This window comes from Streptomyces sp. NPDC041135 (genome assembly GCF_055592085.1).
In genome coordinates this window covers 107,177-122,146 of sequence record NZ_JBVIYZ010000014.1, presented here as the reverse complement: position 1 = coordinate 122,146, position 14,970 = coordinate 107,177, and the positions used below count along the sequence as shown (strand labels likewise).

General features: G+C 73.8%; 14 protein-coding genes and 1 riboswitch. Of the genes, 7 read left to right on the top strand and 7 right to left on the bottom strand.

Annotated elements, in window-relative coordinates; genetic code table 11:
* Positions 1–108: 108 nt before the first annotated feature.
* On the bottom strand, positions 109–549 hold the full coding sequence (locus tag ACZ6CZ_RS27455) for a hypothetical protein (protein WP_469026255.1): 441 nt from the start codon (positions 547–549) through the stop codon (positions 109–111).
* A 112-nt stretch (positions 550–661) separates the two neighbouring features.
* On the opposite strand from ACZ6CZ_RS27455, the gene ACZ6CZ_RS27450 reads away from it, so the two are divergent.
* Entirely contained in the window at positions 662–1,900 is a 1,239-nt protein-coding gene (locus ACZ6CZ_RS27450) for a PP2C family protein-serine/threonine phosphatase (protein WP_469026253.1), read from the top strand.
* Positions 1,901–1,962: 62 nt separating this feature from the next.
* A complete protein-coding gene (locus tag ACZ6CZ_RS27445; protein WP_469026251.1) occupies positions 1,963–3,021 on the top strand; it encodes a hypothetical protein in 1,059 nt (352 codons plus the stop codon).
* 34 nt (positions 3,022–3,055) lie between these two features.
* On the opposite strand, the gene ACZ6CZ_RS27440 is transcribed toward ACZ6CZ_RS27445, so the two are convergent.
* Positions 3,056–5,023: an Ig-like domain repeat protein gene (locus ACZ6CZ_RS27440; RefSeq protein WP_469026248.1), complete on the bottom strand. Its 1,968-nt coding sequence runs from the start codon at positions 5,021–5,023 to the stop codon at positions 3,056–3,058.
* 278 nt (positions 5,024–5,301) lie between these two features.
* Here ACZ6CZ_RS27440 and ACZ6CZ_RS27435 point away from each other — a divergent pair, with 278 nt between their 5' ends.
* Positions 5,302–6,012 (top strand): GAF and ANTAR domain-containing protein, encoded by a 711-nt coding sequence (locus tag ACZ6CZ_RS27435; RefSeq protein WP_469026245.1) that lies wholly within the window; start codon positions 5,302–5,304, stop codon positions 6,010–6,012.
* A gap of 47 nt (positions 6,013–6,059) precedes the next feature.
* Here the strand turns inward: ACZ6CZ_RS27435 and ACZ6CZ_RS27430 are convergent, their stop codons facing one another.
* Positions 6,060–6,842 carry a hypothetical protein gene (locus ACZ6CZ_RS27430; RefSeq protein WP_469026243.1) on the bottom strand — a complete coding sequence of 261 codons (783 nt, stop codon included), beginning with the start codon at positions 6,840–6,842 and terminating at the stop codon, positions 6,060–6,062.
* 207 nt (positions 6,843–7,049) lie between these two features.
* Here ACZ6CZ_RS27430 and ACZ6CZ_RS27425 point away from each other — a divergent pair, with 207 nt between their 5' ends.
* Positions 7,050–8,015, top strand: coding sequence for a nucleoside hydrolase (locus ACZ6CZ_RS27425; RefSeq protein ID WP_469026241.1), 966 nt, complete (start codon positions 7,050–7,052; stop codon positions 8,013–8,015).
* Positions 8,016–8,066: 51 nt separating this feature from the next.
* Here ACZ6CZ_RS27425 and nicT read toward each other — a convergent pair whose 3' ends face one another.
* Positions 8,067–9,149, bottom strand: a complete 1,083-nt coding sequence (gene nicT, locus ACZ6CZ_RS27420; RefSeq protein WP_469026238.1) for a Nickel transporter NicT — start codon at positions 9,147–9,149, stop codon at positions 8,067–8,069.
* 28 nt (positions 9,150–9,177) lie between these two features.
* Positions 9,178–9,382: riboswitch (cobalamin riboswitch) on the bottom strand.
* Between the two features lie 81 nt (positions 9,383–9,463).
* On the opposite strand from nicT, the gene ACZ6CZ_RS27415 reads away from it, so the two are divergent.
* Positions 9,464–9,823 (top strand): ArsR/SmtB family transcription factor, encoded by a 360-nt coding sequence (locus ACZ6CZ_RS27415; protein WP_469026235.1) that lies wholly within the window; start codon positions 9,464–9,466, stop codon positions 9,821–9,823.
* Between the two features lie 110 nt (positions 9,824–9,933).
* On the opposite strand, the gene ACZ6CZ_RS27410 is transcribed toward ACZ6CZ_RS27415, so the two are convergent.
* A complete protein-coding gene (locus tag ACZ6CZ_RS27410; RefSeq protein WP_469026233.1) occupies positions 9,934–10,875 on the bottom strand; it encodes an LAETG motif-containing sortase-dependent surface protein in 942 nt (313 codons plus the stop codon).
* Positions 10,876–11,224: 349 nt separating this feature from the next.
* Here ACZ6CZ_RS27410 and ACZ6CZ_RS27405 point away from each other — a divergent pair, with 349 nt between their 5' ends.
* Positions 11,225–12,871, top strand: coding sequence for a glycoside hydrolase family 13 protein (locus ACZ6CZ_RS27405; protein ID WP_469026230.1), 1,647 nt, complete (start codon positions 11,225–11,227; stop codon positions 12,869–12,871).
* Between the two features lie 33 nt (positions 12,872–12,904).
* Here the strand turns inward: ACZ6CZ_RS27405 and ACZ6CZ_RS27400 are convergent, their stop codons facing one another.
* Positions 12,905–13,678, bottom strand: coding sequence for a DUF4142 domain-containing protein (locus ACZ6CZ_RS27400; RefSeq protein WP_469026313.1), 774 nt, complete (start codon positions 13,676–13,678; stop codon positions 12,905–12,907).
* A 185-nt stretch (positions 13,679–13,863) separates the two neighbouring features.
* Positions 13,864–14,328, bottom strand: coding sequence for a hypothetical protein (locus tag ACZ6CZ_RS27395; RefSeq protein ID WP_469026227.1), 465 nt, complete (start codon positions 14,326–14,328; stop codon positions 13,864–13,866).
* Positions 14,329–14,497: 169 nt separating this feature from the next.
* Here ACZ6CZ_RS27395 and ACZ6CZ_RS27390 point away from each other — a divergent pair, with 169 nt between their 5' ends.
* Positions 14,498–14,926, top strand: a complete 429-nt coding sequence (locus ACZ6CZ_RS27390; RefSeq protein WP_469026225.1) for a DUF7144 family membrane protein — start codon at positions 14,498–14,500, stop codon at positions 14,924–14,926.
* Positions 14,927–14,970: the final 44 nt, after the last annotated feature.

Here is a 14,970-nt window from a genome sequence, read left to right as displayed (position 1 = left end):
CGGGCGGGGGCGCGAGCGGGGCGGACCCGCACGGGTGAACGTCCCACCCGGCACGCGGCGGGCCCCGGCAGGAACGCCGGGGCCCGCCGCGTGCCGGGTGGGACGCGGTCAGTGGATGCGCTGTCCGCCCGCGTCCTCGCACGTGTAGTAGTGGTAGAAGCACGCGGCGAAGGTGGCCACGGCGATCGGCAGCCCGATGCTCGTCGCGCCGAGGACGGTGCCGCCGCTGGAGTTGTACAGGAAGCCCGCGGCGCAGCCGGCGAAGACGGCCCACATCAGGGCGTGCACCTCACGCGGCCGGCGCGGGGCGGCGTTCTGGATGAGCATGAACAGGGCCATGAACACGAAGGCGGTGACGAAGCCGTACAGCAGGTTCCAGCCGGTGACCGGCCCGCCCTGGCGGCGGTTGGCCGCGGCCCAGAGGCCGTAGACGAGTCCGAGCACCACGGGCACCACCACCCGGGCGATCGCGTGCGTGCGCGCGTCGAAGACGTCGGGCGTGCGGCCGTGCTGGACCGGGCCGCCGGACGTGGGTGCCGCTTGAGCCATCGGAGCACTCCTTCCTCTCCTCGCCCCCGGTTCCAGGGCACACCTGCGACCACGCCCTGGCAAGTCGGCCGGGGAGCCGGGCGGGGAGGCGGCCGGGCGCCCGGTTCCCCGGATGCGGGCCGTGCGCCGGCGTGCTTCGCTGAGGTGCGTGACGGACGAGGAGGATCTGCGGCGCCGGCAGACGCTGCGGTTCCGTGGCCGGAGCGTGTCCTGGCTGCCACCGCTGGCGCTGCTCGTCCTCATCCCCGCGGTCGACGACGCCACCCCCGACCGGCTGCGGATCATCTCCTGGATCGTGCTGGTGCCCAGCATCGCCGCCGCCATCTGCGGGGTGAGCACCACCGCCGTGTTCGCCGTGCTGGCGGTGATCACCTACGTCGTCCTGGACCGCACCTGGCCCCGCCAGTTCCAGGTCGGCTGGCCCGACCTGGTCCTCGTCGCCGTCGGCGGCGCCCTCGCCACCCTGGCCTGCACGGTCCGGATACGCGGGGAGCGCCGGATGCTGCACATGCGGGACATCGCCGAGACCGTCCGCCGCACCGTGCTGCGCCCCCTGCCACCGGGCTGGGGCGGCCTGGAGCACGCGGGCGTCTACCTCACCGCCGACACCGAGGCCCGGGTCGGCGGCGACTTCTACGACATCCAGCCCGGCCCGCACGGTGCCCGGGTGCTGGTCGGCGACGTCCAGGGCAAGGGGCTCGGCGCGGTGGAGACGGCGGCCGCCCTGCTCGGCACCTTCCGGGAGGCCGCCTACCACGAGCCGGACCTGGCGGTCGTCGGCTCCCGCCTGGAGGTGCGGATGCGCCGGCACCGCGGGCACAGCGCCGCCCTCGGCCGCGACGACGGCGACCGGTTCGCCACCGCCGTGCTGCTCGGCTTTCCCGCCGACGACCCCGGGACGCTGGAGTACCTCGCCTTCGGCCACGACGCGCCGCTCGTGGTGAGCCCCCGCGGCGTGAGGGCCCTGCCGCCCGGCGACCAGCTCCCGCTGGGCCTCGCCGAACTCGCCGGTGAGGGTCCCGCGCGGGTGCGGCGGCTGCCGCTGGCCCCGGACGAGACCCTGCTGCTGGTGACCGACGGGGTGACCGAGTCCCGGGACGGCACGGGCGCCTTCTACCCGCTGGCCGAGGAGCTGTCCCGGGCGGTCGCCAGGGACCCGCGCACCGCCGACCCCGACCGGCTGGTCGCCCTCGTGCGCGACGGCACCCTGCGGCACTGCTCCGGACGGCTCTCCGACGACACCACCGTGTTCGCCGTCCGGCGCCCGGACGCCGCCCCCGGCCAGGGCCCGCCGCGGGGTCCGGGCCCGGACCCGGACGCCGCCCCCGGAGAGGGACCTCCCGCGTTCTGACACCCCCGGCCGCGGCCGCAGCGGTTACGGTGCTGGCGTACTGATCGACAGGGGAGGGGACCATGCCCGGAACCGTGCTGCTGCTCGCGGCCTCGCCGATGGGCAAGGGACGCCTGGTGGACGCGGCCAGTGTGCTTCCCGTGCTGGCGGCCGTCGCCCCCGCCGTGCTGTCCGGCACCGACACCGCCAACGTGGTCGAACTCGCCGACCCGCTGGAACCGCAGGCCGTCCTCACCCGGCTGCGCGCCGCCGCGGCCGCCCCCGGCCCGCTGACCGTGTTCGTCACCGGGCAGCTGCACCTCGACCGCCGCCAGCGCCTGCCGCACCTGGCGCTGGCCCGCACCACCGCGGCGAGCCTCCGCTACACCGCCCTGCCCTGGCACTGGCTGCGCGAGGAACTGCGGCTGCGGCCCTCCGGCGCCACCAGCCTCTTCCTCGACCTGCACGCGGACGCCGAGACCTGGCAGTGGCTGGCGGCGCACCCACTGGACTGCGGCCGCAACAACGCCGTGCACGGCCGGGTGGCGCCGCCGCCCGCCCGGCGCGGGATCGCGCAGCCGACGTACATGAAGGCGGTGGCCACCCTGCTGCGCAGCGGGCACCGGCCGGCGGCGGCGGAGCTGCACCGGCTGGCGCTGGACCGGATCGCCGACGAGAGCGCCACCGGCCTGCTGCTGGCGGCGCACGCCCCGGACGCCGGTGACCCGCACGAGGCGATCAGCGCGGCCGTGCGGGACGGCAGGCACGCCGAGGCCGACGCGCTCGCCGCGCGGTGGGAGCAGGCGGCGGCGCGGGCGCACGGCCCGGGCTCGCCGGACGCCCTGCACTGGGCGGAGGTCCGGGCCGACCTCGCGATGTTCGCGGGCGACCACGTGCGCAGCTGCCGTACCTGGCTGACCGTCGCCGCCGCCCGGCTGGCCGCCGGGCAGCCCGCCGACGCTCCCGACGTGGAGGCGGCCGCCGACCGGGCCCACCACCAGTGGGGGCGGATCGACGACCGAGCGCGGGCCCGTGAACTCGGGCCCGCGCTCGCGGAGTTGAGACTGCGGGTGCCGGGCCGCCGGGAAGGCGCGCTGGACCACGTCCAGCAGCACCTGCGGCAGCTCCAGACCCAGGGCTGAGCCCGGCCGGAAACCGGGCCGGGCCCGGCCCGGCTCAGCTGGTGAAGGTGAAGTACTTCCAGCCGCCGTACGTCGTGGAGTTCACCGTGTCACCGGAGGTGCCGTTGATGTACGCCGAGCGCACCCGGAACCGCCAGCCGACGTCCTCGCCGTGGTTGCCGGTCAGCTCCACCGTGGAGGTGCCGTCCGAGGCCAGCGGGAAGTACTGCGAGCCGCCGTCGTACCAGGAACCCTGGTAGTACACCTCGAACTGCAGGCGCTGCTCGCGCTTGGGGTAGTACGACATCTTCGTCGTGAACAGCGGGTTCTTGGACTTGTGGAAGAAGTAGTACGTGTGGCCCCACGTGCTCTTCGTCCTGTAGTGCCGGCTGGGCGTGGTGGACACGCTCACCTTGGCGCCGACCGTGCTGGTCACCGAGCGCGGCTGGTAGCGGGCGTCACCGGCGAACTTCGCGGTGATCTTGGCGTCCCGCTTCAGGTCCAGGACGACCGACAGGTTGCCGTCGGAGTTGACCTTGCCGGACTTCACCAGCTTGTTGGGCTTGTCCCCGCCGAAGGGGTCGGCCCAGATCTCCACCGTGCGGTTCTTGTACGTCGTCCCCAGGTGCGCCGTGAACTTCACGTCGGCGCCGTAGGAGTACACCTTGCCGTTGTTGTTCAGCGACAGCACCGGCTTGGCGCGGGAGACGTCGACGCTGTCCTTGCCGGAACCGGCCGCGTGGTCGGCGTCACCGGCGTAGGACACCTTGTAGGTGACCTTGCCGCCGGCCGGCGGGGTGTCGCTGAAGGAGAAGGTGCCGTCGGCCTTGACCGCCACCGGGGTGAGGGCCTTGCCGTCCGGGGACTCCACGTCGGTCCGGGTGACCGCGAGCCGGGTGCCGGCCGCCAGCGGGATGGTGCTGGTGACCTCGCCCTTGACGGTGAGCGCCTTGGCGCGGGTGGCCGTGGCGGGCGCGTCCACCGTGATGGCGGTGGCCGCCTTGGCCGGGGCGTCGAACGTGCGCAGCGAGTACACGCCGCCGTCGTTCTCGGTCACCGCGAACAGCCGGCTGCCGTCGGGCGCCCAGGCCAGACCGCCCGGGGCCAGGGTGTCCGAGCCGGAGCTGTGCCCGGTGTTGGGGAAGTCGTAGGTGCGTACGGCCTCGCTGCTGCCCGGCCGGAAGACGTACACGTCCGGGTCGTACCAGGCGAAGCTGCCCCCGGCGACCGTGCCGTCGGCCGCGATGGCGACGGAGTTGGGGTAGGCGGTGCTGACGTACTTGCCGTCCTCGTCGAGGTCGGCGGTCTTGAACACCTGGTGGTAGTAGGGCGCCCCGCTGGCCACCACGACGTCCTTGCCGTCGGGGGTGACCTGGAGGTCGCCGAGGTTGTCGCCCGCCTCGCGGGTGCTCGCCAGCTTCTGCGCGGTGCCCGAGGAGACGTCGTAGGAGGCCAGCACGGCCGGGCTCTGCCCGAGTGCGCCCGCCACCAGCGTGCCGGAGCCCGGCGCGGCGTCCAGCACGGGGGCGGAGTACCAGTCGCCGTCCTGGTCGAGGGTGACCTCGTGCTGCTCGCCGGTCAGGTCGACGGAACCGAGGTTGCCCTCGGCGTCGCCGCCGTAGCCGAACCAGAGCCGGCCGCCCGCCAGGGCGACGCTCAGCGGCTTGTCGCCGACCGCGTAGCGGCCGGTCTCGGTGTCGGTCGCGGTGTCGATGACGGCGACCGCGTCGAGGTCCCGCACGGCCGCGTAGAGGGTGCCGGAGTCGGCGGACAGCTCCAGGCCCGTCACACCGGACAGGTTGGTGGCGAGCTGGGTGACGACGGTGCCCGAGTAGTCCGTGACGACGATCTTGCCGTTGGTCGGGTCACTGATGAAGACCTGCCGGTGGACGCCGTCGACGACGATGTCACCGCTCCGCGTCACGGGCAGGGTCCTGCTGGAGTCGGCGAAGGCCGGAGCGGCGGCCAGGGCCGCCGAGCTGAAGACGACCGCCAGGGTGGTGGCAGCCGTGAGAGTGCGCATACGCACGCTGATTCGAACCCCCCGGAACGAAAGCGAAAGGAAGAGTGAGGCGCCCCGGACACCGCAGCGACGTGCGTGTCCCGTGAGCCAGGTGGCGCATGAGGAGCCTAGGCGGCGAACACTAGGTCATGCCACTGACAAAAGCGCGGGGGACCCAGGGTTCCCCGGGCCGCCGCCGCGGTTTTGCCCCCCTCACCCCGGGTAGTCGGGAGGCCCCCGGGTGGGGACGCCGCCCGGAGGCTCCCTACTGCTGCGCCGAAGCGAAGGAGGCGACGGGTGTGCTGCGGGTCGCCGAGACCATCGCCGAACGGCTGCGGGACGCGGCGCCCGCGGACGTGCCCGCCCGGCTGTGCACCCTGGTGACCGAGCTGCTGCCGGTGCGCGGGGCGAGCGTGTCGCTGTTCAGCGAGGGGCTGCCCGTGCAGGTCGGCGCGAGCGACCCGGCGGCCGCCGGCATGGCCGAGATGCAGGCCACGCTGGGCGAGGGCCCTTGTGTGCACGCCGTCGAGACGGTCGCGCCCGTGCTCGCCCGCGATCTCACCTCGGGCCCGGACCTGCTGCGCTGGCCGGTGTTCGCCCAGCAGGCGGTGGAGGCCGGCGTCCGGGCGGTGTACTCGCTGCCGCTCGGCAACGACGCCGTCTGCGTCGGCACCCTCGACCTGTACGGCGCCGTGCCCGGCGAGCTGAGCGGGCCGGACCTGAGTACCGCGCGGCTGGTCGCGGGCGTGCTGACGGTGGCCCTGATGGCGCTGCCCGGCGCGGACGGCGACGACGAGGACGTGACCCGGCCCGGTTCCTCCTGGCTGAACGGCCTGACCACCGGGCACGACGAGATCCACCAGGCCATCGGCATGATCATGGCGCAGCTGGGCGTCGGCTCGGCGGAGGCGCTGGCCCGGCTGCGCGGGTACGCCTTCGCCCGCGACCGGACGGCGCTGGACGTGGCCCACGAGGTGGTCAGCCGCCGCCGGCGGATCGACCGCGACTGAGGCGCAGCGGCGCCGGGGCCGCCGTCAGGCCTGCGCCGTCAGCGTCGTCAGGCCTGGACCCGGCCCTGTTCGCGGACCTCGGCCAGCCGCCGGGCGCCGGTCTCCAGCGCCAGTCGCAGGGCGTCCATGGGCGGCGTGCCGAGGGCGCCGTCGGTGAGCACGATCGTGTCGTCGCCGAGTCGGACGGCGGCCACGTCCACGGTCAGGGTGAGCGGTGCCGTGTCGCCGTCGTTCCCGCCGCCCTCGCTGGTCAGGGTGACCCGCAGCGCCCCCCGGGCGTCCCCGAGGGCGGGCAGCTCGGCGCCGGTGACCTCCACGTACTGGGTGCCGGCCGCGGTGGTGGCCGCCGTGAATCGCGCGCAGGTCCGCGGCAGCGTGCGCAGCCAGCCCAGGGTGCGGTCCACGTCGGCGGGGCGCCGGGCGGAGACCTGGTAGCGCAGCTGGGCCACGTCGTCACCGTCGTCGAGCACGGTCACCGCCTGGCCGGCGGAGGGGCCGCCGAGCAGTTCGTCGGCGTACAGGGCGTCCAGCAGGCGCTGGCAGTCCGGGACGGCCGTGGTCGCCTTCAGCAGCCCGTCCCGCCAGGTCGCCGTCCCGTCGGCGGGCGTCCACGGCACGCCCAGGTCGGCGTCGGTGATCAGCGCGGCCCGCGCCTGGTCCGCGGTGAGCGCGGGGACCGCCACGGGGTCCGCGGCGCGCGGCGCGCCGGTGGGCGAGGCGGCCGCCTGCCGCGCGGCGGGCCGCGGGGCCCCCGTGCAGCCCGGTACGGCGAGCAGCGCGGCCGCCGCGAGACCGGCGGCGGTGAGGAGGCGGGCCGGGGGGAGGGACATGGGGGAGCCTCCAAGGGGTGCCGGGACCGGACGGGCGGCGCGCGGTGGGCCGGGGCCGACGGACGGTGCGGTGCGTGCTCCCACGGCACCACCGGCCCGCCCCGGCCACCAGCGCTCCGGGCCGTCCGGGTGAGCCCGCGGGAGGCACGAGTCGGGCGGGACCTCGCGGACACGACCTAATGTCGATCGTGACGGAAGGAGCCCGCCGTGACCGGTCAGCCCATCCCCGTGATCATCGACTGCGACACCGGTGTCGACGACGCCCTGGCCCTGCTGTTCGCCGTGCGCCACCCGGGCCTGGACCTGCGCGCGGTGACCTGCGTGGCCGGGAACACCGACGTGGACGGCGTGGTCCGCAACACCCTGACCGTGCTGGAGCGGGCGGGCGCGCCGGACGTCCCGGTGGCCCGGGGCGCCGGGCGGCCGCTGCTCGAACCGCCCCGCTCCGCCCGGCACGTGCACGGCTCCGACGGCATGGGCGACCTGGGCCTGCCCGCGCCGCTGAGGGCGCCCGTGGCCGAGGACGCGGTGAGCCTGCTGCGCCGCGAGATCCTCGCCTCGCCCCGCCCGGTCACCCTGATCCCGACCGCGCCGCTGACCAACATCGCGCTGCTGCTGCGCACCCACCCCGAGGTGACCCGCAACATCGAGCGGATCGTGTTCATGGGCGGTGCGGTCGCCGGCGGGAACGCCACCCCGGTGGCCGAGTTCAACGTCTGGCACGACCCCGAGGCGGCGGCGATCCTGCTCACCGCCGGGGTGCCGATCACGATGTACGGCCTCGACGTCTTCATGCGGGTCGTCGTCCCCGGCCCCGACGTCCACCGGCTGCGGGCCGGCGACGACCCCGGCACCCGGCTGGCCGGCGACCTGCTCGCGCACCGGCCGACCACCCAGGGCGGCCCGGCCGAGGCCGAGGAGGCGGGCGGTCTCGGCGACGCGGGCGCGGTCTGCGCGGTGGCCGACCCCGCGGGGCTGGTCACCCGGCCGCTGCCCGTCGAGGTCTGCCTGGCGCCGGGACCGGCCCGGGGCCAGACGATCGTCGACCTCCGGCCCCGCCCCGGCGAGTCCGAGATCCACGGCGGGGCCCGCGCCCGGCCGCTGGTGGACGTGGCGCTGGAGGTCGACGCGGACCGTTACGTCCGGCTCTACCTGGAGACGGTCACGCGCTGAGCCGCAGGCGGGCTGCGGACGGCCCGTCCGGCCTGATCCGCACGAGCGACCCTAGTCGGCCTCCGCCGCCCGTACCGTCCAGCGCTGTTCGACCTTGGCCACCTTCCAGTAGCCGATGGCCGCCGCCCACACCACCACGAACAGGGCCACGATGACGTATCCCACGCTGTCCAGGTTCAGGCCGGCTATCCAGCCGGTGACGGCGTCGCTCAGGTCGAGCTTGTCGTGCAGGACGCCGACCAGCTCGATGGTGCCGATGAAGAGGGCGACGGCGATGGACAGCCCGGTGATGGTGAGGTTGTAGAAGACCTTGCGGACGGGGTTGGAGAACGCCCACTGGTAGGCGAAGTTCATGAAGGTGCCGTCCAGGGTGTCGAACAGGCTCATCCCGGCGGCGAACAGCAGCGGCAGGCACAGGATCGCGTACCAGGGCAGCCCGGCCGCGGCGCCGGAGCCCGCCATCACCATCAGGGTCACCTCGGTCGCGGTGTCGAAGCCCAGCCCGAAGAGGAAGCCCAGCGGGTACATCTGGCCCGGCCGGGAGACGGACTTGGTCAGCCGGCCCAGGACGCGGTTCATGAACCCCCGCGAGTCCAGGTGCTGTTCGAGTTCCCGTTCGTCGTACGTCCCCGCCCGCATGGACCGGAAGACCCTCAGGATGCCGGCCAGCGCCACGACGTTGAGGACGGCGATGAGGTAGAGGAAGGTGCCGGAGACGGTCGTGCCCAGGAAGCCGAGCACCTGGTGGGTGGTGGAGTCCTCGCTGGTGATCCGGCCGGCGAGCTGTGTGCCGCCCGCGATCAGCGAGGCGAGGAGCACGACCACGCTGGAGTGGCCGAGCGCGAACCAGAAGCCGACCGAGACCGGCCGCTTGCCGTCGGCCATCAGCTTGCGGGTGGTGTTGTCGATCGCGGCGATGTGGTCGGCGTCGAAGGCGTGCCGCATGCCGAGCGTGTAGGCGGTGACACCGAGCCCGATGCCGAACGTCTCGCTGCCGACCCGGTAGTGGCCGGGGGCGACGAGCAGGAACAGGATGCCGAAGGCGGCGACGTGCAGGGCGGCGATGGCGGCCAGCAGGCCCGCCGTGCGGACGGTGTCCTCACGGCGCCAGCGGAAAACGGCAGGGTCGGTCATACGGTCACGCTCCAGCACCTCGTGGATCACTTCGTGAGCTGCCGTGGCCGGTCTCCTGGCTTGGGGGTCGTACGCCCGCCGTCCCTGCCTTCCCAGCCGGACGACCGGCCAGTGGCCCGGCGGCTGCCGGACGGGACGGGGACTTCCCCCTTCACAGTGGCGAGGGCCGCGTCGGCATGGGTCCTTGACGGACCGTCACCGACTTCCCGAGCACCACGGCCCGTCCACCGTAGGGGGGAGGGCCGTTCCCTGCATAGCTGCACATGTGCGCAGGTATGGAAGATCACAATCGGGAGGCCTGCGAGGATGAGGACATGCATCTCGTGCCTGCCGACCGCGCGGACCGTCGTTCCATCGACGGCCACCGGGTGTGCGACGCCATCGCCGCGATCGGCGAGCCGGGTCATCTGCGCGCCTGGTCCGACCGGTTCTCCCTGCTCGCCGACCCCAAGCGGCTGGCGCTGCTGCTCGCCCTGCACCGCACGGGTCCGCTGGCGGTGTCCGACCTGGCGATCGCCACCGGAATGAACGACCCCGCCGTCTCGCAGGCCTTGCGGCTGCTGCGGGCGGCGGGGGTCGTGGAGGGCGAGAAGGAGGGGCGGGTGGTGCGGTACCGGGTGATCGACCGGGACGTGCGGGCGCTGCTCGCACACTGCGCGGCGGACACCGCCTGACCCACCGGTCCACCTGTGTGACTTACCGGTCCACCTATGTGACCCCCCGGTCCACCGAGGTGACTCACCGGTCCGCCGGTGTCACCGCCTCACCGTCCGCCCGTCCGTCGTCAGCGCTGGGCCGTACGGCGGCGCCGGGTGGTCATGACGATCGCGGCGCCGCCCACCAGCAGGACCGCCGCGCCGCCGGCGATGACGCCGGTGTCGCCGCCGCCGCCGGTCTCGGCGAGGTCACCGTCGTCGCCGCCGGTGGCCGGGGCCGCGCCGGACTCCGAGGTGGCCGGGGCCGCGGTCGGGGTCGCTGAGGCGGCGCCGGACTCGGTGGTGGTGGGTGCCGGGGTGGTGCTCTGCGTCGCCGGGGCGGACGGGGTGGCGGAGCCGGACGCGGAGTCGCTCGGCGCCGGCGCCGGCGTCGGGGACTGCGACTCGGCGGCCGTGCAGTCCTTGGTGCCGCCGTTCCAGGCCGCGATCAGCTTGTCCTTGATGACCGCGTGGTCCGGGCCGGCCGGCAGGTCGCCGTGCTCGAAACCGTCACCGGCGTCCGTCTTGCCGTCGAACCTCACCGCGCCGCGGTAGAGGTCGATCTGCGCGAAGCAGCCCGCGTCCGGCACCGCGATGTCGAGGGTGTCGGTCGCGCCCGGCTTGACCGTCACGGTGTCGAAGTCCACGAACACCTGCTCGCCGGAGGTGGCGAAGGAGGAGCCGTGGGCGAGGTAGGAGGCGAGGGAGGCGGTGCAGGTGGCCGCGTCACCGGCGGCGCGCACGGTGATGTGCACCTTGCCGTCCGCGGAGGGCCGCAGGCTCTGGTCGTCGACCTTCACCGAGTCGAAGAAGCTGGTGCCGTCCAGGGAGAACTGGCAGCGGTCGGTGCCCGTCTCCGTGCCCGCACCCGTGCCCGGCTTGTAGGTGCCGCCGGCCTTCCAGCCCTCACCGCCGGGCGTGCCGTGGGCCCAGGCGCCGGAGGCGCCGGCGACGGAGGCGGCGCAGAGGGCGAGGGAGGCGGCGCCGGCCCCCAGCAGGCGGCGCGCGGTGACAGGTCTGGCTATGGACATGGGCATCCCATCTAGAAACAGAAGCTCAGCAGCTCACGCGGAGCGCGGCGGAGCGCGGCAGAGCGCGGGAGAGCCGAGGAAGGCTAGGAAGGCTCAGAAGACATGGCGGAGCGCTGGGCTCATTGGTCACATCGGCCACATCAGCCACAGGCTCCGGTCATGGTCATGCGCCCCGGCGATACCTGTCAACCTGCGGAAACGCAAGGAGACTTCGAAGAGTCGTCACCATGTCAGCACACAGGGAACGTTCCGCTCCGCATCGGTCCGCACCAGTCGGCACCACTCGAAGGTTCCCTTTCCGGGCAATGTGGACAGAGTCACTACTGTCGCTCTCTCGAAGGGAACCCGCGTGGCAGACCTCTCGTCCAGGAACCCCGACTGGTGGCGCCAGGCCGTCATCTACCAGATCTACCCCCGCAGCTTCGCCGACGCCGACGGCGACGGACTCGGCGACCTCAAGGGCATCACCCGCCGCCTCGGCCACCTCGCCGCCCTCGGGGTCGACGCCCTGTGGCTGAGCCCGTTCTACCCCTCCGAACTCGCCGACGGCGGCTACGACGTCGCCGACCACCGTGACGTCGACGCCCGCCTCGGCACGCTGGACGACTTCGACGCCATGGCCGCCGAGGCGCACCGGCTGGGTCTGAAGGTCATCGTCGACATCGTCCCCAACCACACCTCCCACCTGCACCCCTGGTTTCAGGAGGCGCTGCGCGCGGCCCCCGGCTCACCGGCCCGTGAGCGCTACGTCTTCCGCGCCGGCCGCGGCTCGCGCGGCGAACTGCCGCCCACCGACTGGCAGTCCGTCTTCGGCGGCAGCGCCTGGCAGCGGGTCCCGGACGGCCAGTGGTACCTGCACCTCTTCGCCGCCGAGCAGCCCGACCTCAACTGGGACAACGAGGAGGTCCGCGCCGACTTCCGCACCACCCTGCGCTTCTGGTCCGACCGGGGCGTGGACGGCTTCCGCATCGACGTCGCCCACGGCCTGGCCAAGGACCTCACCGAACCGCTGCGGGACGTCGGCGGCCTCGGCGCGACCGGCGAGGAGGCGCTGCTGCGGGTGGCGCCCGGCAGCCACCCCTACTGGGACCGCGACGAGGTCCACGAGATCTACCGCGACTGGCGCAAGATCCTCGACGCCTACTCACCGCCGCGCACCGCCGTCGCCGAGGCCTGGGTGCCGGGAGCCCGCCGGGCCCTGTACGCCCGCCCGGACGAACTGGACCAGGCCTTCAACTTCGAGTACCTCCAGACCGGCTGGGACGCGGACGAGCTGCGCCAGGTCATCACCGACTCCCTCGCCACCGCCCACGCGGCCGGCGCCTCCGCCACCTGGGTGCTGTCCAACCACGACGTCGTACGGCACGCCTCCCGGCTGATGCTGCCGCCCGGCACCGACGACAACGCCTGGCTGCTGTCCGGCGGCCGGGCCCCGGCCGTCGACGCGGAGGCGGGCCTGCGCCGGGCGCGCGCGGCGACCCTGCTGATGCTGGCGCTGCCCGGCTCGGCGTACGTCTACCAGGGCGAGGAACTCGGCCTGCCGGAGGTCGCCGACCTGCCCACCCAGGTGCTCCAGGACCCGATCTGGGAACAGACCGGGCACGTGCGCAAGGGCCGCGACGGCTGCCGGGTGCCCCTGCCGTGGACGACGACCGGCCCGTCCTACGGCTTCGGGGAGCGGGGTTCCTGGCTGCCGCAGCCGCCGTCCTTCGCGGCGTACGCCGTCGATGCCCAGGACGGCACCGAGGGCTCCACCCTGGAGCTGTACCGGGCGGCCCTGCGGCTGCGCCGCAAGCTGCTCGAGGGCGAGTCGCTGACCTGGGCGGCCGGTGCCCCCGACGGGGTGCTGCACTTCAGCCGTTCGGACGGCTGGCGGTGCGTCACCAACCTCTCCGGCGCGCCGGTCGAGCTGCCGCCGGGCGAGGTGCTGCTGAGCAGCGCCCCGCTGCCCGAGGGCGGAGCGCTGCCGCCGGACACGACCGTCTGGCTGTCCTGACCACCGCTTGGGCCCCCGGCCGGCCGGTCGGCCTCAGCCCACGGTTGGGCTGGGGCTGGGGCCGGGCGCGGGCGTGGTGCTCCTGGTGCCGCCGCCGGTGCCCGCACCGCCTCCGAGGAGACCGCTGAGGTCCAGCGGGGTGGAGGTTTCGGTCGGCGGCGGGGTGAGCACCACCTCGGGCTGGCCGGCCGGCGGGGGCGGCGGGGTCAGGTCGGAGGACGGCAGCTTCGGCGGGGTGGTCTGCTGGAAGATGGTCTGGTCGAAGTCGACCAGACCGGTCTTCTCCATCACCGTCATGTGGTCCAGCACCGTGTCGTTGGCCTGGTCGGCGAGCGCCCGCACCAGGGAGTTCTTGGTGGTGGAGCGGATCTTCGCGATCGAGTTGAAGATGGAGCCGTGCGTCATCCGCAGGATGTTGGCGAAGTCGGTGTCGAACTGCTTGCCGCTCTCCGCCTTCAGGGTGGTGACGAAGGACTCCTGCTGGGGACTGGCCACATTGGGCAGGGTGATGTTCAGCATCGGGGCGATCTTGCGGCAGGAGGCGTCCAGCGCGGCGTGCCCGTCGATCAGGTGCTTGCTGGCGGTGATCACCCCGGGCGTGCTGCCCTTGCTCAGTCCGATCTGGCCGAGCGGGTACTCCCACAGGCCGGCCGCGCGCACCCTGACCACGAAGTCCCGGTCGCCCTCGGTCAGGGGGCCCCACTGGGTCTGGGCGACGATGCGCGTCGGTGAGCTGGAGACGGTGTCCAGACCGAGCATCCCCGGATACGCGAGCGCCGCGAGTGTCAGGGCCATCGCACCGCCCACGAAGAGAGTTCCCGTCGCGTTCCGCGAAAAGCGCACCGTGCCTCCTGCCCGGTCATGAACCCGCCCGCGGGCGGCTCGACACACAGGAGTACGGACGGAAGGGCGAGTTGTCTCTGCCGCGCCGGTAAAAAAATCTCCCGGCGGGTGCTGCCGGCCCGCCGGGGGGGGGCTTCGCGCGCCAAGCGCTAGTAGCGCAGGGCCGTTCCCACCTCGGCCCGCACCTGGCCGGACAGCTTGCGCCTGCTGCGCGCCGTGGCGTGGCCGGACGAGCCGGCCTTCACGTCGCCGACCGTGACGACCACGACGTCGAGCGGATTGCCGCCGCTGTCCTTGAAGGTGACCTGGACGGCGAAGGACTTGGTGGAGCCGGCCGTGTTGCGGGCGGTGACCGCGGCCGTGGCCCGTCCCTCGGAGTCCGTGGCCACCGAGCCCAGCGTGACGTCCTTCTTCGCGTCGACGCCGCCCTTCACCTCCGCCAGCCGCCGCCCCGCCTCCGCGGTCGCCGACGCGTACGCCTCCGGGGCCCGGGAGGCGTACGACGCGGCCTTGCTCACCGTCGAGGAGGGGCTGCTGTCGTCGGAGCAGCCGCTCAGCGCCAGCGCCAGGGCGGCGAGCAGCGCCAGCGCCGCTCCGGTACGGGTCCTCACCATGTCGTCCTCCGTCCGCGTGCCGCCGCTCGGCGGTCCCGACCAGTCAAGGACCAAGGCGGCGCCCCCGCACCCCGGGTCACCCGTTCGGCCCACCCGCGTGGTCGTCTCCCCCGCCAAACCGGATCGTCGTACCCACGACTCATCACTGCTCCCCGGTGGAGGTAGGGCCATGGCACAACAGGCGAGGCAGGCGGGCGCGACGGACCGGCACGACGGCTGGGTGGCCGGAGGGATCGTCTTCGCGGGCGTCCTGCTGCTGCTGAACGGCATCCTCGCCGTTCTCCAGGGCATCTCGGCGATCGCCACCGACAACGTGTACGCGGCGATCAACAATTACGTCTACCGGATCAACCTCACCGGCTGGGGCTGGATCCTGCTGATCCTGGGCGTGATAGGCATCGTGGCCGGTCTCGGCGTGCTGCGGGGCGCCGAGTGGGCGCGGGCGGTCGGCATCGCCCTGGCGTCGCTGAGCATCATCGCCCAGTTCCTCTTCCTGCCCTACGCGCCCGTCTGGTCGCTGCTCATCATCGCCATCGACGTCTTCGTGATCTGGGCGCTGGCGACCTACCGCCCGGGCGGGGCGACGGGCCGGCCCTGACACCGGCCCGGCCCCGCCCCGGCCGCCCCGCCGGCCCGCCCGCC